This is a genomic window from Brevundimonas sp. (genome assembly GCF_035999125.1).
In the GTDB taxonomy this organism is placed as follows: Bacteria; Pseudomonadota; Alphaproteobacteria; order Caulobacterales; family Caulobacteraceae; genus Brevundimonas.
Genome location: NZ_DASYGX010000003.1, coordinates 1 through 20,639, shown reverse-complemented (window position 1 = coordinate 20,639; position 20,639 = coordinate 1). Strand labels below are relative to the sequence as shown.

Sequence of the window (20,639 nt, the reverse complement as noted above, 5' to 3'; positions counted from 1 at the left end):
GCCCATGGGACGACAGAAGAGACGATGGCTGACGACGCCGGACGGCTGAACCAGGTCTTTGCCGAGACCAGCTTCCTGTACGGCTCGAACGCCGCCTTCATCGAGGACCTGCACGCCCGCTGGGCTGACGATCCGTCGTCGGTGTCCGAGGAATGGCGCGCCTTCTTCGACCAGCTGCGCGACCATGCCGATGCGGTGAAGGCCTCTGCCGGCGCCGGCGCCTGGGGCCGCCCCGTCACGCGTGAGCCCAGCGAGGACACCGCCCCGTTCGACGGCCGCTGGCCTGCGCCGAAGCCCGATCCGAAGGCGGCCCGGACAGCGCCGGTCCCCGCCGCGCCTTCGGCCGACGCCGTGCGCGACGCCGCGCGGGATTCGATCCGCGCCCTGATGCTGATCCGCAGCTATCGCGTGCGCGGGCACCTGCAGGCCAATCTGGACCCGCTGGGCATCGAGCCGCCGGTGCAGAACCCGGAACTGACGCCCGAGTTCCACGGCTTCGGTCCGAACGACCTCGATCGCCCGATCTATCTGGACGGCGTGCTGGGCATGCAGACCGGCACGATCCGCGAGGTGCTGGCCATCCTGAAGGCCACCTATTGCGGCAACGTCGGCGTGCAGTTCATGCACATCGCCGAGCCGGAGGAGAAGGCCTGGCTGCAGCAGCGCTTCGAGGGCGCGGATTCGCAGGCGCGCACCGGCTTCTCGAAGGAAGGCAAGCTGGCCATCCTGAACAAGCTCATCGAGGCCGAGGGCTTCGAGCGCTTCCTGCACAAGCGCTTCCCCGGCACCAAGCGCTTCGGTCTGGACGGCGGCGAGGCCATGGTCCCGGCGCTGGAGCAGATCATCAAGCGCGGCGGCGCGCTGGGCGTCGACGAGATCGTGCTGGGCATGGCCCACCGGGGCCGTCTGAACGTGCTGGCCGCGGTGATGGGCAAGCCCTATCGCGCCATCTTCCACGAATTCCAGGGCGGCTCGTCCGTGCCGTCGGACATCGAGGGCTCGGGCGACGTCAAATACCACATGGGCGCCAGCTCGGACCGCGAGTTCGACGGCAACCGCGTGCACCTGTCGCTGACCGCCAACCCGTCGCACCTGGAGATCGTCAACCCGGTGGTGCTGGGCAAGGCGCGGGCCAAGCAGGCCTTCGACATCCGCGAGGCGCACGCCGGCGTCACCGAACCGCAGGGCACGCTGGACCGCACCAAGGTGCTGCCGCTGTTGATCCACGGCGACGCCGCCTTCGCCGGTCAGGGCGTGGTGGCCGAATGCTTCGCCCTGATGGGGCTGAAGGGCTATCGCACCGGCGGCACGATCCACTTCGTCGTGAACAACCAGATCGGCTTCACCACGGCGCCGCGGAACAGCCGCAGCTCGCCCTATCCGTCGGACGTGGCCCTGATGGTCCAGGCGCCGATCTTCCACGTGAACGGCGACGATCCTGAAGCGGTCGTCTTCGCCGCCAAGGTGGCCGCCGAGTTCCGCCAGAAGTTCCACAAGGACGTGGTCGTGGACATGTTCTGCTACCGCCGCTTCGGCCACAACGAGGGCGACGACCCGACCTTCACCCAGCCCTTGATGTATTCGAAGATCAAGGCGCAGCCCTCGACGCGCGAACTGTATGCCCGCCGCCTGGTCGAGGAGGGCGTCCTGACCGCCTTGGAGGTCGAGGCCGAGATCGCTCGCTTCGAGGCCTTCCTCGACGCCGAGTTCGACGCCGGCAAGGCGTTTCAGGCCAAAAAGGCCGACTGGCTGGACGGTCAGTGGAAGGGCGTCGGCCTGCCCGAGGACGACGAACGGCGCGGCAAGACCGCCGTGCCGATGGAGACGCTGAAGTCGCTGGGCGACCGCCTGACGACCATGCCCGCCGACGTGGACGTGCACAAGACGCTGAAGCGGGTCCTCGACGGCCGCCGCGCGGCGATCGAGAGCGGAGAGGGGCTGGACTGGGCCACGGCCGAGAGCCTGGCGTTCGCCAGCCTGCTGGACGAAGGCTTCCCGGTGCGCCTGTCGGGTCAGGATTCGGTGCGCGGCACCTTCTCCCAGCGCCACTCGGGCGTCGTCGATCAGACCACGGAACGTCGCTACGTCCCGCTGAACAACCTGCGGGAAGGCCAGGCGCCGTTCGAGGTGATCGACTCGGCCCTGTCGGAAGAGGCGGTGCTGGGCTTCGAGTACGGCTACTCGCTGGCCGATCCGAACACCCTGGTCCTGTGGGAAGCCCAGTTCGGCGACTTCGTGAACGGCGCCCAGGTCGTGATCGACCAGTTCATCAGCTCGGGCGAGCGCAAGTGGCTGCGCATGTGCGGTCTGACCATGCTGCTGCCCCACGGCTATGAAGGTCAGGGCCCGGAGCATTCGTCGGCGCGTCTGGAGCGCTTCCTGCAGGCGTGCGCCGAGGACAACATGCAGGTCGCCAACTGCACGACGCCCGCCAACTATTTCCACATCCTGCGTCGCCAGATGCAGCGGCCGTTCCGCAAGCCGCTGGTGCTGATGACGCCCAAGTCGCTGCTGCGGCACAAGAAGGCGACCTCGACCCTGGCCGATCTGGCCGAGGGCAGCTCATTCCACCGCGTCCTGCACGACGACGCCCAGACCCGTCCGGACGTGGCGGGCGTCACGCTGAAGCCCGACGCCGAGATTCGTCGCCTCGTCCTGTGCTCGGGCAAGGTCTATTATGACCTGCTGGAACGTCGTGAGCGCGACCAGATCGACGACGTCTATCTGATGCGGCTGGAGCAGTTCTATCCGTGGCCGATGAAGTCGCTGATGACCGAACTGGCCCGTTTCCCCAACGCCGAACTGGTCTGGTGTCAGGAAGAGCCGCGCAACATGGGCGGCTGGACCTTCGTCGATCCGTGGCTGGAGCTGACGCTGGAGAAGCTGGACGTGAAGTCGAAACGCGCCCGCTACGTCGGCCGCCCGGCCTCGGCCTCCACGGCCGCCGGCCAGATGAGCCGCCACCTGAAGGAACTCGACGCTTTCCTGACCGACGCCTTCGCCCTCCCGGACAACGGCTGACGCCGTTTCCGGGATGACAACAGAACGAAACCGAAAGACCCGACCATGGCCGACATCCTGACCCCCGCCCTCGGTGAAAGCGTCACCGAGGCCACCATCGCCAAGTGGACCAAGTCCGCGGGCGAGGCGGTGACCAAGGACGAGATCCTGGTCGAGCTGGAGACCGACAAGGTCTCCTTGGAGGTCGTGGCCCCCGCCGACGGCGTGCTGGCCGAGATCAAGGCCGAGGCCGGCGCCACGGTCGTTCCGGGCACGGTCCTGGGCGTCGTGACCGAAGGCGCCGCCGCCGCCAAGCCGGCCGAAGCGCCGAAGGCCGAAGCCAAGGCCGAGCCCGCCGCCGCTTCGGCCAACTCCGGCTCGGCCCAGATCAAGTCGGGCGAAGACCCGCACCTGTCGCCGGCGGTCCAGCGCGTCGTTTCGGAAACGGGCGTCGATCCGAAGTCGATCACGCCGACCGGGCCCAAGGGCAATGTGACCAAGGCGGACGCGGTCGCCGCCGCTGCTGCGCCGAAGCCCGCGCCCGCGCCCGCCGCCGCCGCGCCGTCGGCCCCGCGCGACCTCGGCCCGCGCGAGGAGCGGGTCAAGATGACCCGCCTGCGCCAGACCATCGCGCGCCGGCTGAAGGAATCCCAGAACACCGCCGCCCAGCTGACCACCTTCAATGAGGTGGACATGACGGCCGTCATGGACATCCGCACCAAATACAAGGACGCCTTCGAGAAGCGCCACGGCATCAAGCTGGGCTTCATGTCCTTCTTCGTGAAGGCCGTGGTCGAGGCCCTGAAGGAGATCCCGGCCGTCAACGCCGAGATCGACGGCACCGACGTCATCTACAAGAACCACTACGCCATCGGCGTGGCCGTCGGCACCGACAAGGGCCTGGTCGTGCCGGTGCTGCGCGACGCCGACCAGCTGTCGCTGGCGGGCATCGAGAAGGGCATCGCCGATCTGGGCAAGGCCGCGCGCGACGGCGACCTGACGCTGGACCAGCTGCAGGGCGGCACCTTCACCATCACCAACGGCGGCATCTACGGCTCGCTGATGTCGACGCCGATCCTGAACATGCCGCAGTCCGGCATCCTGGGCATGCACAACATCGTCCAGCGTCCGGTGGCGATCGGCGGTCAGGTGGTGATCCGCCCGATGATGTATCTGGCCCTCAGCTACGACCACCGCCTGGTCGACGGCAAGGAGGCCGTGACCTTCCTGGTGCGGATCAAGGAGCACTTGGAAGACCCGCAGCGGTTCCTGCTGGATCTGTGATCGGGGCGGGCGGATGACGCACCAACCGGCCGCGTCGATCCCGCACCTCTCGATCTCCGTGTCCGATCTGGACGCGGCTGAGGCCTTCTATTCCGGCCTGCTGGGCGGAACCGTCGGACGGCGCACGGCGGGCTGGATCGACGTCTGGCTGTTCGGCGTCCAGATGACCCTGCACCGCATGCCCAAGGCCGTGACGCCCTCGCCGTACCGCGAAGCGCTGCATTTCGGCGCGACCGTCGGCTGGGACGACTGGCCGGACTGGCTGGCGCGGCTCGAGCGGGCCTCGGCGCCCATGGCCATGCCGCCCCGCCGCGACGCCGACGTCGCCAAGCTCTACGTCTCCGATCCGGACGGCTATGTGATCGAGATCAAGGCCTACGCCGACGTCGCCGCCCTGGCCCGGCCCTGGTCGTGAATGTGGCGCCGTTCCATCAAGCAGGCGATTGGAGAACTGAGCTCGCACATGGCCCTCGTCGAAATCGCCCGCTTCACCGACGTCTATGAGGCCGATCTGGCCGCGGCCTTTCTGGCGTCGCACGACGTTGAAGTGTCGGTCACCGAGCGCTTCCAGACCACCGTCGATCCTCTGATGCAGAGGGCGCTTGGCATCCGCCTCATGGCCCCTGCGTCACAAGCTGCAATGGCGCGAGATCTTCTGGCCCGCGCTCGCTCTGGCGAGTTCGCCGAGGCGGACGAGGACGATCTGCCCGACGCAACGCCTTTGGCCCGTGGCGTGGGCGGCGCGTTGGCGGTCGCGGCGTGGGCGACAGGCGGCTTCTGGGGCAGCAGCCTGCCGCGCCGCCTCCGGCCGCTCGCGTGGCAGGGCATGCTGCTCTCGGCGCTTCTGGTCGTCGCCGTGATGCTGGCGGTCTTTTTGATCGGCAAGGTGCTGCTCGACCCGCCGAGGGGCTAGGCGCCCTTCAGACCGCCCAGCACCTCTTCCGTGTCCGCGCCCAGCGCGGGCGGCGGGCGGTCGTAGCGGACGGGGGTCTTCGACAGGCGGATGGGGCTGGCCACGGTGCGCACCGGGGCCGACAGGTCCGCGCGGGTCTGCTCGACCTCCAGCCCGCGGTGCAGGGCCTGCGGCTCGGCGAAGACCTGATCGACCGTGTTCACGGGTCCGCACGGCACCCCGGCGCCCTCCAGCAGGGCCATCAGCGCCTTCATCTCGTGCCCGGCCGTCAGGGCCGACAGCTCGGCGGTAAGGGTCGCGCGGTTCTCGATACGCGCCGCATTCGTCGAGAAGCGCGGGTCCGATCCCATGCCCGGCGCGCCCAGCGCCCCGCAAAGCGCCCGGAACTGGCCGTCGGCGCCCACCGCGATGATGACGACGCCGTCCGTGCACGGAAAGGGCTGGTATGGAGCGAGGTTCGGGTGCGCGTTCCCCATCCGCGTCGGCGCCTTGCCCGAGACGAAGAAATTGGTCGCCTGATTGGCCAGCATGGCCGCCTGCACGTCGAACAGGGCGACGTCCACGTGCTGCCCTTCGCCGGTCGCCCGCGCGTGCATCAGCGCCGCCAGGATGGCGTTGGACGCGTACAGGCCGGTGAACAGGTCGACCACCGCCACGCCCACCTTCATGGGCTCTGCCCCCGGCGCCCCGTCAGGCTGGCCGGTGATCGACATCAGCCCGCCCATGGCCTGGATCATGTAGTCGTAGCCCGCACGGCGCGCGTCCGGCCCGTCCTGTCCGAAGCCGGTGATGGAGCAATAGACCAGCCGGGGATTGACCTTCTCCAGCGAAGGCCAATCCAGCCCGTACTTCTTCAGCCCGCCGGTCTTGAAGTTCTCGACCACCACGTCGCACGTGGCGGCCAGCTTCCGCACCGCCTCGGCCCCCTCCGGCGTCGCGATGTCCAGCTCGACGGATTTCTTGCCCCGGTTGGCGCACAGGAAATAGGCGGCGTCGCCGCGCGATCCGTCCGTCCTCGTCGTGAACGGCGGGCCCCACAGCCGGGTGTCGTCGCCCGCGCCCGGCCGCTCGATCTTGATCACCTCGGCGCCCAGATCCGCCAGCGTCTGCGTCGCCCACGGCCCCGCCAGAACGCGGGACAGGTCCAGAACGCGCACGCCGTGAAGAGGGCCCTGGGTCATCCGGCCTGACTAGACCGTTCGCGCCGGGTCGAGAAGGGCGCCTCGACGGCCTCAGGGCTGCGGCGTACGGTGAGGGCCATGGACACGACCTTCGCCGGCTTCACGTCCCGCGACCTCGCCTTTCTGGCCGATCTTCGAGCGAACAACGACCGTGACTGGTTCGCCGCCCACCGCGCGGCCTATGACGACGGCCTGAAGCCCGCGCTCGGCGCCCTGATCGCGGCCCTGTCGGCGGAGTTCGCCGCTCGCGGCGTGCCCCTGTCCGGCGACCCCCGGGCCAGCCAGTTCCGCCTTCATCGCGACACCCGTTTCTCGAAGGACAAACGGCCCTACAAGACCCACGTCTCGGCCACCCTGACCCGCGTCAAGCCCGACGGGTCGCACGACCGCATGGCGCCCGGCATGGCCTACGTCCACATCGAACCGGCCGCGCCCGGGCCCGACCCCGACGCCCTGCACGACGATCCGCACGGCCATGGCCCCTTCGCCGCCGCCGGCTTCTATCTGGACGAACGCCCCCACATCGACGCCGTGCGCGCCGCGATCGCCGCCGATCCGGCCGGCTGGGGCCGCGTGGAAACGTCCCTGGCCGCGGCGGGCCTGCGTCTCGACCCCGGCGCTCCGGTCAAGCGCATGCCCAAGGGGTTCGAGGACCACGCGGGCGGCGCGCTGGAGCCCGCGCTGAAGCGCACCCGCTGGATCGTCAGCCGTCCCCTGACCGACGCGGAGGTCCGATCGCCGGACCTGCCGCGCCTCATCGCCGACTTCGTGGCGTCTGCGCGGCCTTTGCTGGATTTCGGATGGAAGGCCCTGGACGGTCGCTGATCTAGAGGCCGGGATCCCAAACCCCCGCGTCGCGCATCCGGCATTCGCGCGCCTCACGCGCCCGACCGTCCAACTCGTCGGCCATGCGGCAGATGGAGCGCGACACCGTCGCCTTGTGCACCCCCGGCACCAGGGCGTGCAGGAAGGCGCACCCCGCCAGTTTCATCAGCCTCAGGCCGAACCGGCCCGACGCGGTCATGTGATGCAGATAGGTTTCGCCCACTTCCCGCGGGTGCTCGGCGAACAGACGATTCAGGGTCCGGATCATGTGCCGCACCATAGCGCGCAGCGGGGCCGCCCTCTACCCGTGGAGCCCGTTCTGGCCTAAACCGCGCGCAACCCCGGTCGGGCGGCGCTTCGTGCGGCCCGATCCGCTCGAATCGGAGAGACATCGCCCATGGCCGACGGCGCCGCTTCCCCCGCAAAAGGCTTCCGCTGGGACGACCCGCTGGACCTGGACGGTCGTCTGACCGACGACGAGCGGATGATCCAGGGGGCCGCGCGCGGCTATGCCCGCGATCGCCTGCTGCCCCGCGTCGTCGCCGCCTTCCGCGACGAGACCTTCGACCGCGCCATCATGACCGAGCTGGGCGAGATGGGCTTTCTGGGCGCGACACTGCCGGAGCAATACGGCGGGGCGGGCGCGTCGCACGTCGCCTACGGCTTGATCGCGCGCGAGATCGAGGCGGTGGATTCCGGCTATCGCTCGGCCATGTCGGTGCAGAGCTCGCTGGCCATGTACCCGATCTACGCCTTCGGCTCGGAGGAGCAGCGCATGCGCTGGCTGCCGCGCATGGCGGCGGGCGAACTGGTCGGCTGCTTCGGCCTGACCGAGGCCGACGGCGGCTCCGACCCCGCCTCGATGAAGACCAAGGCGGAGAAGGCCGCGGGCGGATATCGCCTGAACGGGGCCAAGTACTGGATCACCAACTCCCCCATCGCCGACCTGGCCGTGGTCTGGGCCAAGCTGGACGGGGAAATCCGCGGCTTCGTCGTCGAACGTGGCATGGACGGCTTCACCACCGACAAGATCGGCGACAAGCTGAGCCTGCGCGCCTCCGTGACCGGGGACATCGGTCTGAACGACGTGCTGGTGCCGGAGGACAATCTGCTGCCCGGCGTGAAGGGCCTGCGCGGCCCGTTCTCCTGCCTGAACAAGGCCCGCTACGGCATCAGCTGGGGCGCCATGGGCGCGGCCGAATTCTGCTTCCACGCGACGCGCGACTACGTGGCCCAGCGCACCCTGTTCGGCCGCCCGCTGTCGGCGCGCCAGCTGGTGCAGAAGAAGCTGGCCGACATGCAGACCGAGATCTTCCTGGGCTTCGAGGGCGCGCTGGCTCTGGGCCGTCGTCTGGACGCCGGCGACTGGTGCCCGGAAGCCATCTCGATGATGAAGCGCAACAACTGCGGCAAGGCCCTGGCCATCGCGCGCGAGGCCCGCGACATGCACGGCGGCGCCGGCATCACCGGCGAGATGCACGTCATGCGCCACGCCATGAACCTGGAAACCGTCAACACCTACGAAGGCGCCCACGACGTCCACGCCCTGATCCTGGGCCGCGCGATCACGGGGGAAAGCGCGTTCTGACGTCAGGAACCGTCTGCTTGCCCGCCTGACCGTCCCGCGTCATCGTTCCGCGAGCCTCAGGGGAGTTCCGCATGACCGACGCCGCGATCGAGGACGACGCCTTCGCCCTGCTGGGGCCGGTGTTCGCCGGGCGCTCGGCCCTGTTGCTGGAGGACGACCCGGCGCTGGCCGAGCACGTCGAGGCGCGGCTGCGGCGGGCGGGGTTCGCGCGGGTCGACCGGTTCGACGCGGGCGAGGGCGCGCTTCAGGCCGCAGCCGGCCACGCCTATGATGTGCTGATCCTGGACCGGCTTACGGCGGGTCTCGACGGGCTGGAGACGCTGAAGCGCGTGCGCGCCTCGGCCGGCCCCTCCGCCGATGCCCCGGCCCTGATGCTGACGGCGCTGGGGGGCGAGCGGCAGAAGGTCGACGGGCTCCTGTCCGGCGCCGACGACTATCTGGCCAAGCCGGTCGGCGACGAGGAGCTGCTGGCCCGCATCGCCGCCCAGCTGCGCCGCTCGGCCCGCAAGGCCGCTCCCGCCGCGCCGACCGAAATGGCCAACGGCCCGTTCCGCCTGTCGCCGGGCGCCCGTACGCTGAAATGCCATGACCGGGTGGTCGACCTGTCGCCGCTGGAGTTCGCCATCGTGTCCGAACTGATGGGCGCGCGGGGTCAGCCGGTGACCAAGACCATGCTGTGGGACCGCTGCTGGGTGGAGTGGAACTTCCTGCCCGACAACTTCGTCAACATCATCGACGCCCGCATCTCGGCTCTGCGCAAGCGGCTGAAGGAGCAGTGTCCGGAGGTGCCGGACGACATGCACCCCCTGATCGTCTCGGCCCGCAGCCAGAGTCTCGTCTTTCGTGATCTGGGGCCGGCGGCCTAGGTGACGGGCGGGCGCATCCGGGCCTGGCTGGGGCGGCGCACCCTGGCGCAGCTGTCGGTGGGGGTCGGCGTCCTGGCGGCGATCGCCCTGACCGGCTCGCTGATCGTCACGGGCATGGCGGTGCGCGCCGAGCAGCGGAAACAGGCCGCGCTGGCGGCCTTGGCCGACTATGCCGCCATGGCGTCGAAACTGGGCGCCGAGGCCGGCCTGGCCGAGGGCGCCGTCACCGCCGCCGACGCCGCCTATTTCTCGACCTGGCTGGCGGCCTTCCAGGACGGGCCCGGCGCCGCCCAGAACGCGGTCACGATCGAGGAGACCTGCCGCACGGGCCGGGGCGGGGCGGGCGTGCGCCTGATCCGCGCGCCGGTCGGCAAGCCGGCGGGCCTGTCGGCGCTGGCCGAGCGGCCGGCGACGCCGTTGCCGGGGCTGGGCGAGGACGTGCAACTGGTCCGTCTGGCGGCGGGCGAGCTGTGCCCCGGCCGCGCCGTGGACGTGGTGGTGGTGGCCAAGTCCGTGGGGGCGCTGGACGTGCGCGTGGGCCGCGTGGTGGCGCCGCTGGGCGACGCCTGGTTCCGCGCCGTGCTGGCGGTCGCGGCGGCGGCGGCGTTGATCCTGATCACCGCGCTGGCGGGAGCCGTGGTGGCGCGCGGCCGGCTGACGACGGCCCTTGCGGCCGTCAGTCGCGCGCTGGAAGGCGCGGCGGTCGGCGACCTGTCCCGTCGCGCGCCGGAGGAGGGCGTGGCGCCTGAGCTGGAACCGCTGACCCGCCACGTGAACCTGACGCTGGACCGGCTGGACGACCTGCTGACCTGGCTGCGCGATTCCTCCGACCAGCTGGCCCACGACTTCCGCACGCCCCTGGCCCGCGCGACCGCCCGGCTGGAAGCCCTGGAGGACGCGCCCGACGCCGCCCAGCGCCGCCGCCTGCTGGGGGAGGCCAGGGCCGATCTGGCGCGGCTCAGCCAGGCCATGGCCGAGACCCTGATGCTGCGCGACGGCCAGGCCTGGGCCTTCGAACGGGTCGATCTGGCCCAGCTGATCCAGGCGACGGCCGAGCTGTACGAGCCCTTGGCCGAGGCGCGCGCGGTGACCCTCCGCGTCGAGGCCGGGCCCGCGGTCGTGCTCGGCGTCCGCTCCCTGCTGCAGCGCGCCTTGGTCAATCTGGTGGACAACGCGGTGAAGTTCTCGCCCGAAGGCGGCGAAATCCGCCTGTCCGTCAAAGCCGACGGACCCGGCGCCGTGCTGGCCGTCGCCGATCAGGGGCCGGGCTTCGGTGCGGATGCCCCGCAGGGCGAAGAGAGCCACGGCATGGGCCTGCCCTTCGTCCGGGCGGTCATGCGTCGCCATGGGGGAAGTCTGGAGATTTCCGCCGCCGATCCGGGCACGGTCGTCACGGCCCGCTTCACGCGCTAGCGTGGAGCCGAACAGGGGAACCTCATGCGTCGCACCGTCCGCCTCTCGCTCGGCCTGGCCGCCGTCCTGACCGTCGCCGCGCCCGCCGGTCTGGCCTGGGCCCAGACGGCGCCGGCCCCCTATGACCAGCGGCGCGGCGTCTTCACCTTCGCCGGCGGGCTGGAGAAGTCGCTGCCGGCCGTGGTGCAGGTCACGACGCTGGGTCAGTCCGAGGGCCCGTCCTCGGCCTCGCGCGAGCCCAAGCTGATCGCCACCGGCTCGGGCGTCATCATCGACGCGGCACAGGGCATCATCGTCACCAACCAGCACGTGGTCGAGAACGGCACCAAATTCACCGTCGACATGCTGGACGGGCGCCTGCTGGACGCGACCCTGATCGGCGCGGACAAGGCCACCGACATCGCCGTGCTGAAGATCGAGGCTCCCGGCCTGATGCAGGTCGAGATCGTCGACAGCGACACCCTGCGCACCGGCGACGTGGCGTTCGCGGTGGGCTATCCGCTGGGCTTGGACCAGACGGTGACGATGGGCGTCATCTCCGGCCTGAACCGGTCGGGCCTGGGCGACGCGGTCGAGGACTACATCCAGACCGACGCGGCGGTGAACAGCGGCAACTCCGGCGGGCCGCTGCTGGACAGCCGGGGCCGGCTGATCGGCATCAACACCTCCATCCTGTCGGGCGGCGGCGGCGGCAACGACGGCATCGCCTTCGCCGTCCCGACCCGCATCATGCTGGTCGTCGTCGGCCAGCTGCGCGACTTCGGCGAGGTGCGGCGCGGCGAGATCGGCGCCGTCCTGGGATCGCTCACCGCCGAGCGGGCGCGGGAGCTGGGTTTGGGCATCGTCCGCGGCGCCGTGGTGCTGGACGTCGCGCCCGGATCGCCGGCCGAGCAGGCGGGTCTGCGCGCCGGCGACGTCATCACCCGCATCCACTCGCGCCCGGTGGCCAACGCCGGTTCGGTCCTCGCCACCGTCGGCGTCGCTGCGCCCGACAGCCGCCTGAACGTCGCCTGGCTTCGCGACGGCGTGGAGATGGGCGGCGAGGTGCAGGTTCGCATGGCGACGCCGCAGGGCGTGGTCATGGGGCAGGACCGCCTGCTGGCGCGCGGCGCCACCCTGGCGGCGGCGTCGGGCGACGTGCCGGGCCTGCGGGTCGAATCGGTGGAGAGCGGCTCGGTCGCCGCGGCGGCGGGCCTGCGCGCCGGCGATCTGATCGTGGGCATTGACGGTGCTGGCGTGGCCGATCTGGCCGGCGCCTCGGTCGCGCTGTCGGCCGAGGGCGTGCGCGCGCTGACGGTCCGTCGCGGAGAGGGCGAGGTTCAGATCACGCTGTAGGGAGGCAGACCCCGAAACGAAGACGCCCGCCGCCGCCTGGAGGGGGGAGGGGTGGCGGGGCGGACGTCTCGCTTGGAGGAAGCATCGGCCCGCCGGAGCCCTAAGCGGTGTGAACCGGGGGGCTGGGGGGGCTGTTCAGGATCCAGGTTCACTCCGAACCCCGGCGAGCCGATGAGGGGACATTCATCGGCCAAGGCGGCGCGTGAAAGTCCGAAACGGGGCCATTTCGTGTCAGGCGCGAAGGGCTGGCGCCGCGGGGGAATCGTGCCCACTCTCAAGGCATGAGCCTCGAGGCCCTGACCGAACCGCAGCGTGGCCCCGTCTTTTTCGACAGACGCGAACTGGAGCGCATCCTGCGCGTCTATGGCCGGGGCATCGCGGCGGGCCAGTGGCGCGATTATTCGGTCCTCAGCCACGACGACGCGGCCGAGTTCGCCATCTTCCACCGCTCCGGCGACGCGCCGCTTTACCGCATCGAAAAGCGGCCGGCCTTGCAGCGCCGCCAGGGCCAGTGGGCCGTCTACGGCTCCGGCGGTCAGGTGCTGAAGCGGGGGCGCGAGCTGGACGTCGTGCTGAAGGTGTTCGACGCGAGGAAGTTCACGGTCGTCGATTGATCCTTCCCCGCTCGCCGGGGAAGGTGGGCGCCGGAAGCGCTCGGATGGGGTGGCTGCGTCACCAGACTGACCGTCGGACTATGATCGAGGCCCCGCGAGCCACCCCATCCGTCTTGCTCCGCAAGCCACCTTCCCCGGCGAGCGGGGAAGGAACGCTACCGCGGCGCCAGCCGGATCGCGCCGTCGAGGCGGATGCACTCGCCGTTGATGTAGGTGTTCTCGGCCAGGTGCAGGGCCAGGTTCGCATAGTCCTGCGGCGTGCCGAGGCGCTTGGGGAAGGGGATCATGGCGGCCAGCGCGTCCTGAACCTTCTTGTCCATGCCCGCCATCATCGGCGTCCACATGATGCCGGGCAGGATGGTGTTGACCCGCACGCCCTCGTTCATCAGATCGCGCGCGATCGGCAGGGTCATGGCGTAGACCCCGCCCTTGGACGCCGAATAGGCGGCCTGGCCGATCTGGCCGTCCTGGGCCGCCACCGAGGCGGTGTTGACGATCGCGCCGCGCTCGCCGTCCTCCATCGGATCCAGCGTCACCATGCCCGTCGCCGACTGCGACAGGACGCGGAAGGTGCCGAACAGGTTGATCGAGACGGTGCGCTCGAACTGGGCCATGTCGTGGGCCCGCGGCTCCTGCGTCTCGCGGTTGCGGCTGACGGTTTTCTGGCCCGTGGCGATCCCGGCGCAGTTGACGGTCAGGCGCTCCTGCCCGTGGGCGGCGCGGGCCTTGGCGAAGCCGGCCGCGACGCTCTCGTCGGAGGTCACGTTCACCTCGCAGAAGACGCCGCCGATCTCCTTCGCGATCTGTTCGCCGCGTTCCGCGTTCAGGTCGAAGATGGCGACCTTCACGCCCCTGGCCGCCAAAGCGCGCGCCGTGCCCTCGCCCAGGCCCGAGGCCCCGCCCGTCACCACCGCCGCGATCGACCCGTCGAGTTTCATGGAGGCAGTCCCTATGTTGGCTGAACCGTTGAGTTGCGCGAGGGTTTAGCGGCCATGACCGCCGATGCCAAACCGATCGATCCGGACGCCGTGCTGGACCCCCAGCGGGCGCTGGTCCCGTCCGTCCAGCGGGTGAACGAGACCCGCGTGACCAAGGGCTTCTGGCCCAAGATGCGCCGCGTCGCCAGCCGCGTGCCCTTCGCCGACCGCGCCCTGTCGGTCTGGTATGCCGCGCGCGATCCGGAGACGCCGACGGCGGCCAAGGGGATCATGCTGGCGGCCCTGGCCTATTTCGTCATGCCGGCGGACGCCATTCCCGACGTCTTCGCCGGCATCGGCTTCACCGACGACGCGGCGGTGATCGCGGCGCTTCTGGCCACCGTCGGCGCCAACGTGCGCAAGCGGCATCACGAGCTGGCGCGCGAGGCGCTGAAGCGGCTGGGCGGAGGCTGACACGCCTTCGCCGCCTTTCGTGCTATAAGCCCGGTCCTCCCCGAACACGGATCGACTTGCCTTGAGCCTGACCCTCGACCTGACGCGCGCCACGCCGGCGCCGAGCGCCCCCGTCAACCTGACCGGTCTGACGCGCGAGGGCCTGCGTCAGGCGTTGATCGAAGCGGACGTCTGTCCGCCCGAAAAGGCTAAGATGCGGGCCAGTCAGGTGTGGCGCTGGATCCACCACTACGGCGTCACCGACTTCGCGATGATGAGCGACGTCGCCAAGGAGACGCGGGCCAAGCTGGCCGACTCCTTCACCCTGGCCCGGCCCGAGATCGTCGAGCGTCAGGTGTCGAAGGACGGCACCCGCAAATGGCTGATCCGCACCGCGCCGGGCATCGAGATCGAGACCGTCTACATCCCCGACGTGGGCCGCGCGGGCGCCCTGTGCGTGTCGTCGCAGGTGGGGTGCACGCTGAACTGCACCTTCTGCCACACCGGCACCCAGAAGCTGGTCCGCAACCTGACCGCCGCCGAGATCGTGGCCCAGGTCCAGGTCGCCCGCGACGATCTGGAGGAATGGCCGTCGCCCAAGGAAGACCGCCGCCTGTCCAACATCGTCTTCATGGGCATGGGCGAGCCGCTCTACAATCTGGACCACGTCGCCGACGCCATCGACATCATCAGCGACAACGAGGGCATCGCCCTGTCGCGGCGGCGGATCACGGTCTCGACCTCGGGCGTGGTGCCCCAGCTGCCGGCCTTGGGCGACCGCACCGCGGCCATGCTGGCGATCAGCCTGCACGCCACGAACGACGCGCTGCGCGACGTCCTGGTGCCGCTGAACAAGAAATACTCGCTGGACCAGCTGATGGCCGGCATCCGCGCCTATCCCGGCCTGTCCAACGCCCGGCGGGTCACCTTCGAATACGTCATGCTGAAGGGCGTCAACGACAGCCCGGAAGAGGCCCGCGCCCTGGTCAAGCTGATCCAGGGCATCCCGGCCAAGGTGAACCTGATCCCGTTCAACCCGTGGCCGGGCACGGACTACCAGTGCTCCGACTGGGCCACCATCGAACGCTTCGCCGCCATCCTGAACAAGGCCGGCTACGCCAGCCCCATCCGCACGCCGCGGGGACGGGACATCCTGGCCGCCTGCGGCCAGCTGAAGTCCGAGAGTGAGAAGGTGCGGGCGTCCGCGCTCAGGAAGGCGGAGCGGGACGCGGCCTGAGCCGCCGATTGATCCGCCCGCTGTAATCTTCGGTCACCGGGTGTGTCCCCGGTGCGCTTGCGGATTGGGGCGCGATTGGGGCACACGGCGGATCGGGCGCATGGGGCGCCGCGGCTCCCGTTCCGATGGAATCCTTTCTCTCCGATCTGCTGGCCAGCGCCGAGGTTCAGGCCTTCGCGGCGGGGTTCCCCGTCATGCTGCTGCATCTGGCGGCGACGCTGGGGCTGCTGGTGCTGGGCGCGGTGATCTATGCCGCGCTGACGCCGTGGAAGGAGATCGAGCTGATCCGCGACGGCAACGCCGCGGCGGCGGTGGCTTTCGCCGGGGTGTTGGTCGGGCTGGCCATTCCGTTGGCGGTGTCGTTGACGTCGTCCACCTCATTGCGGGAGATCGGGCTTTGGGGCGCGGCCACCGTGGCGATCCAGCTGCTGGCCTTCCGCGTGGTGGACGCGATCCTGAACGGCCTGCCGCAACGCATCCGCGAGGGCGAGGTGTCCGCCGCCGTGCTGCTGGTGGGGGCCAAGCTGGCGACGGCGCTGATCCTGGCCTCGGCCCTGGCGGCCTGACGCCATGCGCCTGCCCGACTGGCTGGTCTACGTCGCGGTCGTCGGGGTCCTGATCGTCGCGGCGGTGCAGGCGCGCGAGGACGTCTACACCCCGCCGGCCCCGCCCCCGCCCGCCGAGGCGGAGGGCGCCCTGCTGGGCCCCGTCACGCCGTTCGACGACACGGTCACCGTCACTGCGCCCGACATCCCGTTTCAGCCGGCGGCGGGCACGGCCTTCTCCATTGCGGGCGAGGGCCGTTGGGTCACCGCGAGACACGTGGTCGAGGGCTGCCGCCGGCCGGCCATCGTGGTCGGCGGCGGGCGAGCCGTGGCGGCCGACGTGCGGCTGGCGCCCCGGGCGGACGTGGCCCTGCTGCTGACCGACGGCGGCCCGCCGGCGCTTCACGTGCCGAGCGACCTGCCGCTGCGGCTGGGCCAAAGGGCCTTCCACCCCGGCTATCCGCAGGGACGGCCCGGCGAGGTGACGACGCGCCTGTTGGGGCGCGAGACGTTCAAGGTGCGGGGCCGGGGCGCGCGGGACGAGCCCGTTCTGGCCTGGGCCGAGATCGCCCGCACCGACGGCCTGCGCGGCACGTTGTCGGGCCTGTCCGGCGCGCCGGCCCTGGACCGATATGGTCGGGTCGTGGGCGTGACCATCGCCGAGGCGCCGCGGCGTGGGCGGGTCTACACGACCTCGCCGGACACCTTCCTGCCCGCCGTGCGCGGCATCCAGCGCGCCGACGAGCCGATGCTGGGCGAGCCCGTGACGCCCGACAACTACGGCCGCGTGGCCGACGCCCTGCGCCGCGACCTGCGGGTGGCGCAGGTGGTCTGTCTTTCGGCCTAGCGGCCTGCCGCGTCGTCCTCGAACACCGCCACGTGCACCTCGCCCTCGGGCGTCAGCCAGGCGCGCTTCATGCCCTGGCTGTTGAACGGGTGGGCGACGCGGCCCCGGGCGTCCAGCGCGATCAGGCCTCCGTCGCCGCCCAGCGCCCCGACCGCGTTCACGGCCGCGCGGGCGGCGTCGCCGATGGAAGCCCCGGCCTCGACCGACCAGCCGATGCGGGCGGCGGCGACGGTGCGCAGGAAGTATTCGCCCTGGCCGGTGCACGACACCGCAACTCGCGCGTCGGCCCAGACGCCGCAGCCCACCACCGGGCTGTCGCCGACCCGGCCCGGCATCTTGCCGAAGACCCCGGCTGTGGAGGTGGCGGCGGCCAATCGGCCGTTCGCGTCCAGCGCGCAGCACCCGACCGTGCCGTGGGCCAGCGTCCCGGGCGGATGGTTGTCCTCGCCCTGTCCGGCCCGTGTGAACCAGGCGTCGACGTCTTCGATCCGGTCCAGACCGCGCTCCCCGGCGAACCGCGCCGCGCCCTCGCCCGCCAGCAGGACGTGCGGCGTGTGGTCCATGACGGCGCGGGCCGCGACGACGGGGTTTCGGAAGCCCTGCAGCGCCGCGACGGCTCCGACGCGGCCGGTCGCGCCGTCCATCAGGCTGGCGTCCAGCTCGAACGCCCCAGCCAGGTTGGGCGAGCCGCCTCGCCCGGCGACGTAGAGGCCGGAATCCTCCAGCAGCACGGTGGCCTCTACCGCCACGTCCAGCGCCGCCGCGCCGGCGTTCAGCCGCTCGGCCATGCGGGCGACGACCTCGGTCATGTGCGCCCGCTCGGTCGTATAGTCCCGGCTGCGCCGCGCGCCGGCGCCGCCGTGCAGGATCAGTGCTCCGCCCATTGCAGCCCCTTTCGCGCGGCCTCGCCGCCCGCTAGCGTCCGTCGATGAGGCCCGTCATGCGCGAGCAGGGAACCGACGTGCAAGCCCGACCCGTCGGCGAATCGCCGATCTCGATCGATCCGACCCTGTCTCCCGATGGGGTCGCCGCGGCCTTCGGTCGGGCGGGACGGGTCCATGTGCCGGGATTCCTGACGCAATCGGCCGCGCAGCGCGTCCATGCCGCGCTGCATGCGGAGACCCTCTGGTGGCTGTCCACGCTGGGCGGAGGTCAGACCGTCGACGTGCCGATCGAGCAACTGGCGGCGATGCCCGCGGACGCTCAGGCCAGGCTGATCGACCTCGCCCATGCGGAGGCGCGCGACGGCTTCCACTACATGTTCGACAATCTGAGGGTCAGCGACATGGCGGCCCGGGGCGAGGCCCTGCCGGAGGCGCTTGCGGCGGCCTATGGCTTCCTGAACGGTCCCCGCTTTCTGGACTTCGTCCGCAGGGTCACCGGCGACGACCGGCCCAATTTCGTCGACGCCCAGGCGACCCGGTTCCGGCCCGGCCACTATCTGACCCAGCACGACGACCGGAAGCCGGAGGCGGGGCGGCTTTACGCCTATGTGCTGAACCTGACGCCGCGGTGGCGCGTCGACTGGGGCGGGCTTTTGACCTTCATCGACGACGACGGCCATGTGGCCGAGGCCTATACGCCCGCCTGGAACGCGCTGAACCTCTTCCGGGTGCCCTGCGCCCACGCCGTGTCCAGCGTGGTCCCTTTCGCGGGCGCCGCCCGCCTGTCCATAACCGGCTGGATCCGCCAGGTGGATCCGTCCCGCAAGGAGTCCGTCTGAATGCGCGCCGTCCTGTCCAAAGCGCCCGGTGGGCCCGAGACCCTGGTGGTCGAATCGACGCTGGACCCCACGCCGCTGAAGGGCGAAGTGGTGATCGAGGTGAAGGCCGTGGGGATCAATTTCCCCGACACCCTGATCATTGAGGACAAATACCAGTTCAAGCCGTCGCGGCCGTTCTCTCCCGGCGCCGAACTGGCGGGCGTGGTGGAGGCGCTCGGCCAAGGCGTCACCGGGCTGAAGGTCGGCGACCGGGTGATCGCCGTGCCCGGCTGGGGCGGGCTGGTGGAGCGTATCGCCGTGCCGGCGGCCTCGGTCGTCAAGATGCCGGACGGCATGTCGTTCGAGGAGGGGGCGGCCCTGCTGATGACCTACGGCACCAGCTACTACGCCCTGAAGGACCGGGCCCAGCTTCAGGCCGGCGAAAGCCTGCTGGTGCTAGGCGCCGCCGGCGGCGTGGGCGTGGCGGCGGTCGAGCTGGGCAAGGCCATGGGCGCGCACGTGATCGCGGCGGCCAGCACCAACGACAAGGTGCAGTTCGCGCTGGAGGCGGGCGCCGACAACGGGCTGATCTATCCGACCGGGCCGATGGACAAGGCGGCGCAGAAGGAGCTGTCGGGCGAGCTGAAGCTGGCCAGCGGGCGCGACGGCGCCGACGTGGTCTACGACGCGGTCGGCGGCGACTATGCCGAGCCGGCGTTGCGGGCGATGGACTGGGGCGGGCGCTATCTGGTGGTCGGCTTCCCGGCGGGCATTCCCAGCCTGCCGCTGAACCTGACCCTGCTGAAGTCGGTGTCGGTGGTCGGCGTCTTCTGGGGCGCGGCGGTGATGCGCGATCCGGCCGGTCATGCGGCCAACGTCGCGGACCTGATGCGGTTCTGGAGCGAGGGCAGGATCAAGCCGCGCGTCAGCCGCACCTTCCCGCTGGAGAAGGCGGCCGACGCCATCCAGGCGCTGGGCGACCGCTCGGCCCTGGGCAAGATCGTGGTCACCGTCGAATGACGCCGCCGCCCGCCGAGGCGGCGGCGCGGCTGGCCGAAACGGGCCGCGTGCGGGTCGAGATGCCGCTGGGCGAGGAGACGACGCGCGGGCTGCATGGGGCGCTCGCCGGCACCGACATGGTCTGGAACCGGGCCATCCGCACGCCCTTCGGGACCGACGTGCCCGCCGCCGTCTTCGACGCCCAGGATCCGGCCGAGAAGGCGCGCCTGATCGCCATGGTGCATGAGGAGGCGGCCGAGGGGTTCCAGTTCATCTACGACCGGCTCCGTCTGGGACTGGCCCGCACTCTGGGCCTGCCGCTGCCGGCGCCGCTGGACGGGCTGCACGCCCTGTTCAACGACTCGGCCTGGCTCGACTGGACGAGGGCGCTGACCGGCGACGACCGCATCGCCTACGTCGACGCCCAGGCGACGCGCTATCTGCCGGGCCACTTCCTGAACGGCCACGACGACCGGCACGAGGACGCCGGGCGCCTGTACGCCTACGTCCTGAACCTGACGCCGCGCTGGCGGCCGGAGTGGGGCGGGCTTCTGGCCTTCACGGACGAGGCCGGCGACGTGACGCAGACCTTCGTGCCCGCCTTCGGCACGCTGAACGTCTTCCGCGTGCCCCAGCCCCACCTGGTGACCCAGGTCGCCGACTTCGCGCCGGAGCCGCGCCTGTCGGTGACGGGCTGGTGGCGCACGACCCCGCCGCCGGGGTGAGGGTCATGAGCAAGGAGCGCGGACGTCCACGCCCGCGTCTTGCGGTTGGGAGGTGTTTCGCGGACCTGGAGGTCCGCGCTCCTTTGAACGTGCGCACGCGTCTTCGCTCCGTCGTTCACACGCGGAGTTGGGGCGGGCGGGCGGAGCGCCGGGCGCGGAGCCCGGATGAGGATTGAGTTTACCGTTTCGGCTTCG

Annotated in this window: 21 protein-coding genes; 17 read left to right on the top strand and 4 right to left on the bottom strand. The window is 70.9% G+C overall.

The features are described from left to right. Window positions 1–24 precede the first annotated feature (24 nt). The 4 genes from VGN45_RS00995 to VGN45_RS00980 are packed head-to-tail and all read left to right on the top strand — an operon-like array spanning window position 25 to window position 5,197. Window positions 25–3,021 carry a 2-oxoglutarate dehydrogenase E1 component gene (locus VGN45_RS00995; protein WP_327458358.1) on the top strand — a complete coding sequence of 999 codons (2,997 nt, stop codon included), beginning with the start codon at window positions 25–27 and terminating at the stop codon, window positions 3,019–3,021. A 45-nt stretch (window positions 3,022–3,066) separates the two neighbouring features. Continuing rightward, entirely contained in the window at window positions 3,067–4,284 is a 1,218-nt protein-coding gene (gene odhB / locus VGN45_RS00990; protein WP_327458356.1) for a 2-oxoglutarate dehydrogenase complex dihydrolipoyllysine-residue succinyltransferase, read from the top strand. Window positions 4,285–4,297: 13 nt separating this feature from the next. Beyond that, on the top strand, window positions 4,298–4,699 hold the full coding sequence (locus VGN45_RS00985) for a VOC family protein (RefSeq protein ID WP_327458354.1): 402 nt from the start codon (window positions 4,298–4,300) through the stop codon (window positions 4,697–4,699). Between the two features lie 48 nt (window positions 4,700–4,747). Then, complete coding sequence (locus VGN45_RS00980; RefSeq protein ID WP_327458352.1) at window positions 4,748–5,197, top strand: hypothetical protein; 450 nt, start codon at window positions 4,748–4,750, stop codon at window positions 5,195–5,197. Here VGN45_RS00980 and VGN45_RS00975 read toward each other — a convergent pair. Continuing rightward, window positions 5,194–6,378: a CaiB/BaiF CoA-transferase family protein gene (locus tag VGN45_RS00975; protein ID WP_327458350.1), complete on the bottom strand. Its 1,185-nt coding sequence runs from the start codon at window positions 6,376–6,378 to the stop codon at window positions 5,194–5,196. The genes VGN45_RS00980 and VGN45_RS00975 overlap by 4 nt on opposite strands. Before the next feature lie 78 nt (window positions 6,379–6,456). Between VGN45_RS00975 and VGN45_RS00970 the strand changes: the two genes are divergently transcribed. Then, on the top strand, window positions 6,457–7,203 hold the full coding sequence (locus tag VGN45_RS00970) for a DUF2461 domain-containing protein (protein WP_327458349.1): 747 nt from the start codon (window positions 6,457–6,459) through the stop codon (window positions 7,201–7,203). A 1-nt stretch (window position 7,204) separates the two neighbouring features. Here the strand turns inward: VGN45_RS00970 and VGN45_RS00965 are convergent, their stop codons facing one another. Further along, window positions 7,205–7,471 (bottom strand): DUF6356 family protein, encoded by a 267-nt coding sequence (locus VGN45_RS00965; protein WP_327458348.1) that lies wholly within the window; start codon window positions 7,469–7,471, stop codon window positions 7,205–7,207. A 129-nt stretch (window positions 7,472–7,600) separates the two neighbouring features. Here VGN45_RS00965 and VGN45_RS00960 point away from each other — a divergent pair, with 129 nt between their 5' ends. The 5 genes from VGN45_RS00960 (at window position 7,601) to VGN45_RS00940 (ending at window position 13,019) form a co-directional block, all read left to right on the top strand. Then, window positions 7,601–8,791, top strand: a complete 1,191-nt coding sequence (locus VGN45_RS00960; protein ID WP_327458347.1) for an acyl-CoA dehydrogenase — start codon at window positions 7,601–7,603, stop codon at window positions 8,789–8,791. 71 nt (window positions 8,792–8,862) lie between these two features. After that, entirely contained in the window at window positions 8,863–9,657 is a 795-nt protein-coding gene (locus VGN45_RS00955; RefSeq protein ID WP_327458346.1) for a response regulator transcription factor, read from the top strand. Next, the gene (locus tag VGN45_RS00950; RefSeq protein WP_327458344.1) at window positions 9,658–11,070 is read left to right on the top strand and encodes a sensor histidine kinase; all 1,413 of its coding nucleotides are present in this window, start codon (window positions 9,658–9,660) and stop codon (window positions 11,068–11,070) included. Window positions 11,071–11,094: 24 nt separating this feature from the next. Beyond that, complete coding sequence (locus VGN45_RS00945; protein WP_327458342.1) at window positions 11,095–12,405, top strand: trypsin-like peptidase domain-containing protein; 1,311 nt, start codon at window positions 11,095–11,097, stop codon at window positions 12,403–12,405. 281 nt (window positions 12,406–12,686) lie between these two features. Continuing rightward, window positions 12,687–13,019 carry a DUF2794 domain-containing protein gene (locus tag VGN45_RS00940; protein ID WP_327458340.1) on the top strand — a complete coding sequence of 111 codons (333 nt, stop codon included), beginning with the start codon at window positions 12,687–12,689 and terminating at the stop codon, window positions 13,017–13,019. 155 nt (window positions 13,020–13,174) lie between these two features. Here the strand turns inward: VGN45_RS00940 and VGN45_RS00935 are convergent, their stop codons facing one another. Next, complete coding sequence (locus VGN45_RS00935; RefSeq protein WP_327458338.1) at window positions 13,175–13,957, bottom strand: SDR family oxidoreductase; 783 nt, start codon at window positions 13,955–13,957, stop codon at window positions 13,175–13,177. A 54-nt stretch (window positions 13,958–14,011) separates the two neighbouring features. On the opposite strand from VGN45_RS00935, the gene VGN45_RS00930 reads away from it, so the two are divergent. The 4 genes from VGN45_RS00930 to VGN45_RS00915 all read left to right on the top strand — a co-directional run bounded on the left by VGN45_RS00930 (window position 14,012) and on the right by VGN45_RS00915 (window position 17,018). Continuing rightward, window positions 14,012–14,410 carry a YkvA family protein gene (locus VGN45_RS00930; RefSeq protein ID WP_327458336.1) on the top strand — a complete coding sequence of 133 codons (399 nt, stop codon included), beginning with the start codon at window positions 14,012–14,014 and terminating at the stop codon, window positions 14,408–14,410. A gap of 61 nt (window positions 14,411–14,471) precedes the next feature. Then, window positions 14,472–15,626 (top strand): 23S rRNA (adenine(2503)-C(2))-methyltransferase RlmN, encoded by a 1,155-nt coding sequence (rlmN, locus tag VGN45_RS00925; protein ID WP_327458334.1) that lies wholly within the window; start codon window positions 14,472–14,474, stop codon window positions 15,624–15,626. A gap of 125 nt (window positions 15,627–15,751) precedes the next feature. Then, window positions 15,752–16,192 (top strand): DUF350 domain-containing protein, encoded by a 441-nt coding sequence (locus VGN45_RS00920; protein ID WP_327458332.1) that lies wholly within the window; start codon window positions 15,752–15,754, stop codon window positions 16,190–16,192. Window positions 16,193–16,196: 4 nt separating this feature from the next. Continuing rightward, window positions 16,197–17,018 carry a serine protease gene (locus VGN45_RS00915; RefSeq protein WP_327458330.1) on the top strand — a complete coding sequence of 274 codons (822 nt, stop codon included), beginning with the start codon at window positions 16,197–16,199 and terminating at the stop codon, window positions 17,016–17,018. Here VGN45_RS00915 and VGN45_RS00910 read toward each other — a convergent pair. After that, entirely contained in the window at window positions 17,015–17,902 is an 888-nt protein-coding gene (locus tag VGN45_RS00910; RefSeq protein ID WP_327458328.1) for an isoaspartyl peptidase/L-asparaginase family protein, read from the bottom strand. The genes VGN45_RS00915 and VGN45_RS00910 overlap by 4 nt on opposite strands. Window positions 17,903–17,958: 56 nt before the next feature. Here VGN45_RS00910 and VGN45_RS00905 point away from each other — a divergent pair, with 56 nt between their 5' ends. The 3 genes from VGN45_RS00905 to VGN45_RS00895 are packed head-to-tail and all read left to right on the top strand — an operon-like array spanning window position 17,959 to window position 20,444. Next, window positions 17,959–18,741, top strand: a complete 783-nt coding sequence (locus VGN45_RS00905; RefSeq protein WP_327458326.1) for a 2OG-Fe(II) oxygenase — start codon at window positions 17,959–17,961, stop codon at window positions 18,739–18,741. Then, complete coding sequence (locus tag VGN45_RS00900; protein ID WP_327458324.1) at window positions 18,742–19,740, top strand: NADPH:quinone oxidoreductase family protein; 999 nt, start codon at window positions 18,742–18,744, stop codon at window positions 19,738–19,740. Further along, window positions 19,737–20,444, top strand: a complete 708-nt coding sequence (locus VGN45_RS00895; RefSeq protein ID WP_327458322.1) for a 2OG-Fe(II) oxygenase — start codon at window positions 19,737–19,739, stop codon at window positions 20,442–20,444. Before VGN45_RS00900 ends, VGN45_RS00895 begins: the two co-directional genes overlap by 4 nt. The last annotated feature ends 195 nt before the right edge of the window (window positions 20,445–20,639 follow it).

What these genes read in the sequence shown, in the direction of transcription:
- VGN45_RS00905 (WP_327458326.1), top strand. Translation starts at nt 17,959, where the DNA reads ATGCGCGAGCAGGGAACCGACGTGCAAGCCCGACCCGTCGGCGAATCG.
- VGN45_RS00940 (WP_327458340.1), top strand. Translation starts at nt 12,687, where the DNA reads ATGAGCCTCGAGGCCCTGACCGAACCGCAGCGTGGCCCCGTCTTTTTC.
- VGN45_RS00920 (WP_327458332.1), top strand. Translation starts at nt 15,752, where the DNA reads ATGGAATCCTTTCTCTCCGATCTGCTGGCCAGCGCCGAGGTTCAGGCC.
- VGN45_RS00930 (WP_327458336.1), top strand. Translation starts at nt 14,012, where the DNA reads ATGACCGCCGATGCCAAACCGATCGATCCGGACGCCGTGCTGGACCCC.
- VGN45_RS00985 (WP_327458354.1), top strand. Translation starts at nt 4,298, where the DNA reads ATGACGCACCAACCGGCCGCGTCGATCCCGCACCTCTCGATCTCCGTG.
- odhB (WP_327458356.1), top strand. Translation starts at nt 3,067, where the DNA reads ATGGCCGACATCCTGACCCCCGCCCTCGGTGAAAGCGTCACCGAGGCC.
- VGN45_RS00965 (WP_327458348.1), bottom strand. Translation starts at nt 7,471, where the DNA reads ATGATCCGGACCCTGAATCGTCTGTTCGCCGAGCACCCGCGGGAAGTG.
- VGN45_RS00995 (WP_327458358.1), top strand. Translation starts at nt 25, where the DNA reads ATGGCTGACGACGCCGGACGGCTGAACCAGGTCTTTGCCGAGACCAGC.
- VGN45_RS00910 (WP_327458328.1), bottom strand. Translation starts at nt 17,902, where the DNA reads ATGGGCGGAGCACTGATCCTGCACGGCGGCGCCGGCGCGCGGCGCAGC.
- VGN45_RS00900 (WP_327458324.1), top strand. Translation starts at nt 18,742, where the DNA reads ATGCGCGCCGTCCTGTCCAAAGCGCCCGGTGGGCCCGAGACCCTGGTG.
- VGN45_RS00945 (WP_327458342.1), top strand. Translation starts at nt 11,095, where the DNA reads ATGCGTCGCACCGTCCGCCTCTCGCTCGGCCTGGCCGCCGTCCTGACC.
- VGN45_RS00935 (WP_327458338.1), bottom strand. Translation starts at nt 13,957, where the DNA reads ATGAAACTCGACGGGTCGATCGCGGCGGTGGTGACGGGCGGGGCCTCG.
- VGN45_RS00960 (WP_327458347.1), top strand. Translation starts at nt 7,601, where the DNA reads ATGGCCGACGGCGCCGCTTCCCCCGCAAAAGGCTTCCGCTGGGACGAC.
- VGN45_RS00955 (WP_327458346.1), top strand. Translation starts at nt 8,863, where the DNA reads ATGACCGACGCCGCGATCGAGGACGACGCCTTCGCCCTGCTGGGGCCG.
- VGN45_RS00895 (WP_327458322.1), top strand. Translation starts at nt 19,737, where the DNA reads ATGACGCCGCCGCCCGCCGAGGCGGCGGCGCGGCTGGCCGAAACGGGC.
- VGN45_RS00915 (WP_327458330.1), top strand. Translation starts at nt 16,197, where the DNA reads ATGCGCCTGCCCGACTGGCTGGTCTACGTCGCGGTCGTCGGGGTCCTG.
- VGN45_RS00970 (WP_327458349.1), top strand. Translation starts at nt 6,457, where the DNA reads ATGGACACGACCTTCGCCGGCTTCACGTCCCGCGACCTCGCCTTTCTG.
- VGN45_RS00975 (WP_327458350.1), bottom strand. Translation starts at nt 6,378, where the DNA reads ATGACCCAGGGCCCTCTTCACGGCGTGCGCGTTCTGGACCTGTCCCGC.
- VGN45_RS00980 (WP_327458352.1), top strand. Translation starts at nt 4,748, where the DNA reads ATGGCCCTCGTCGAAATCGCCCGCTTCACCGACGTCTATGAGGCCGAT.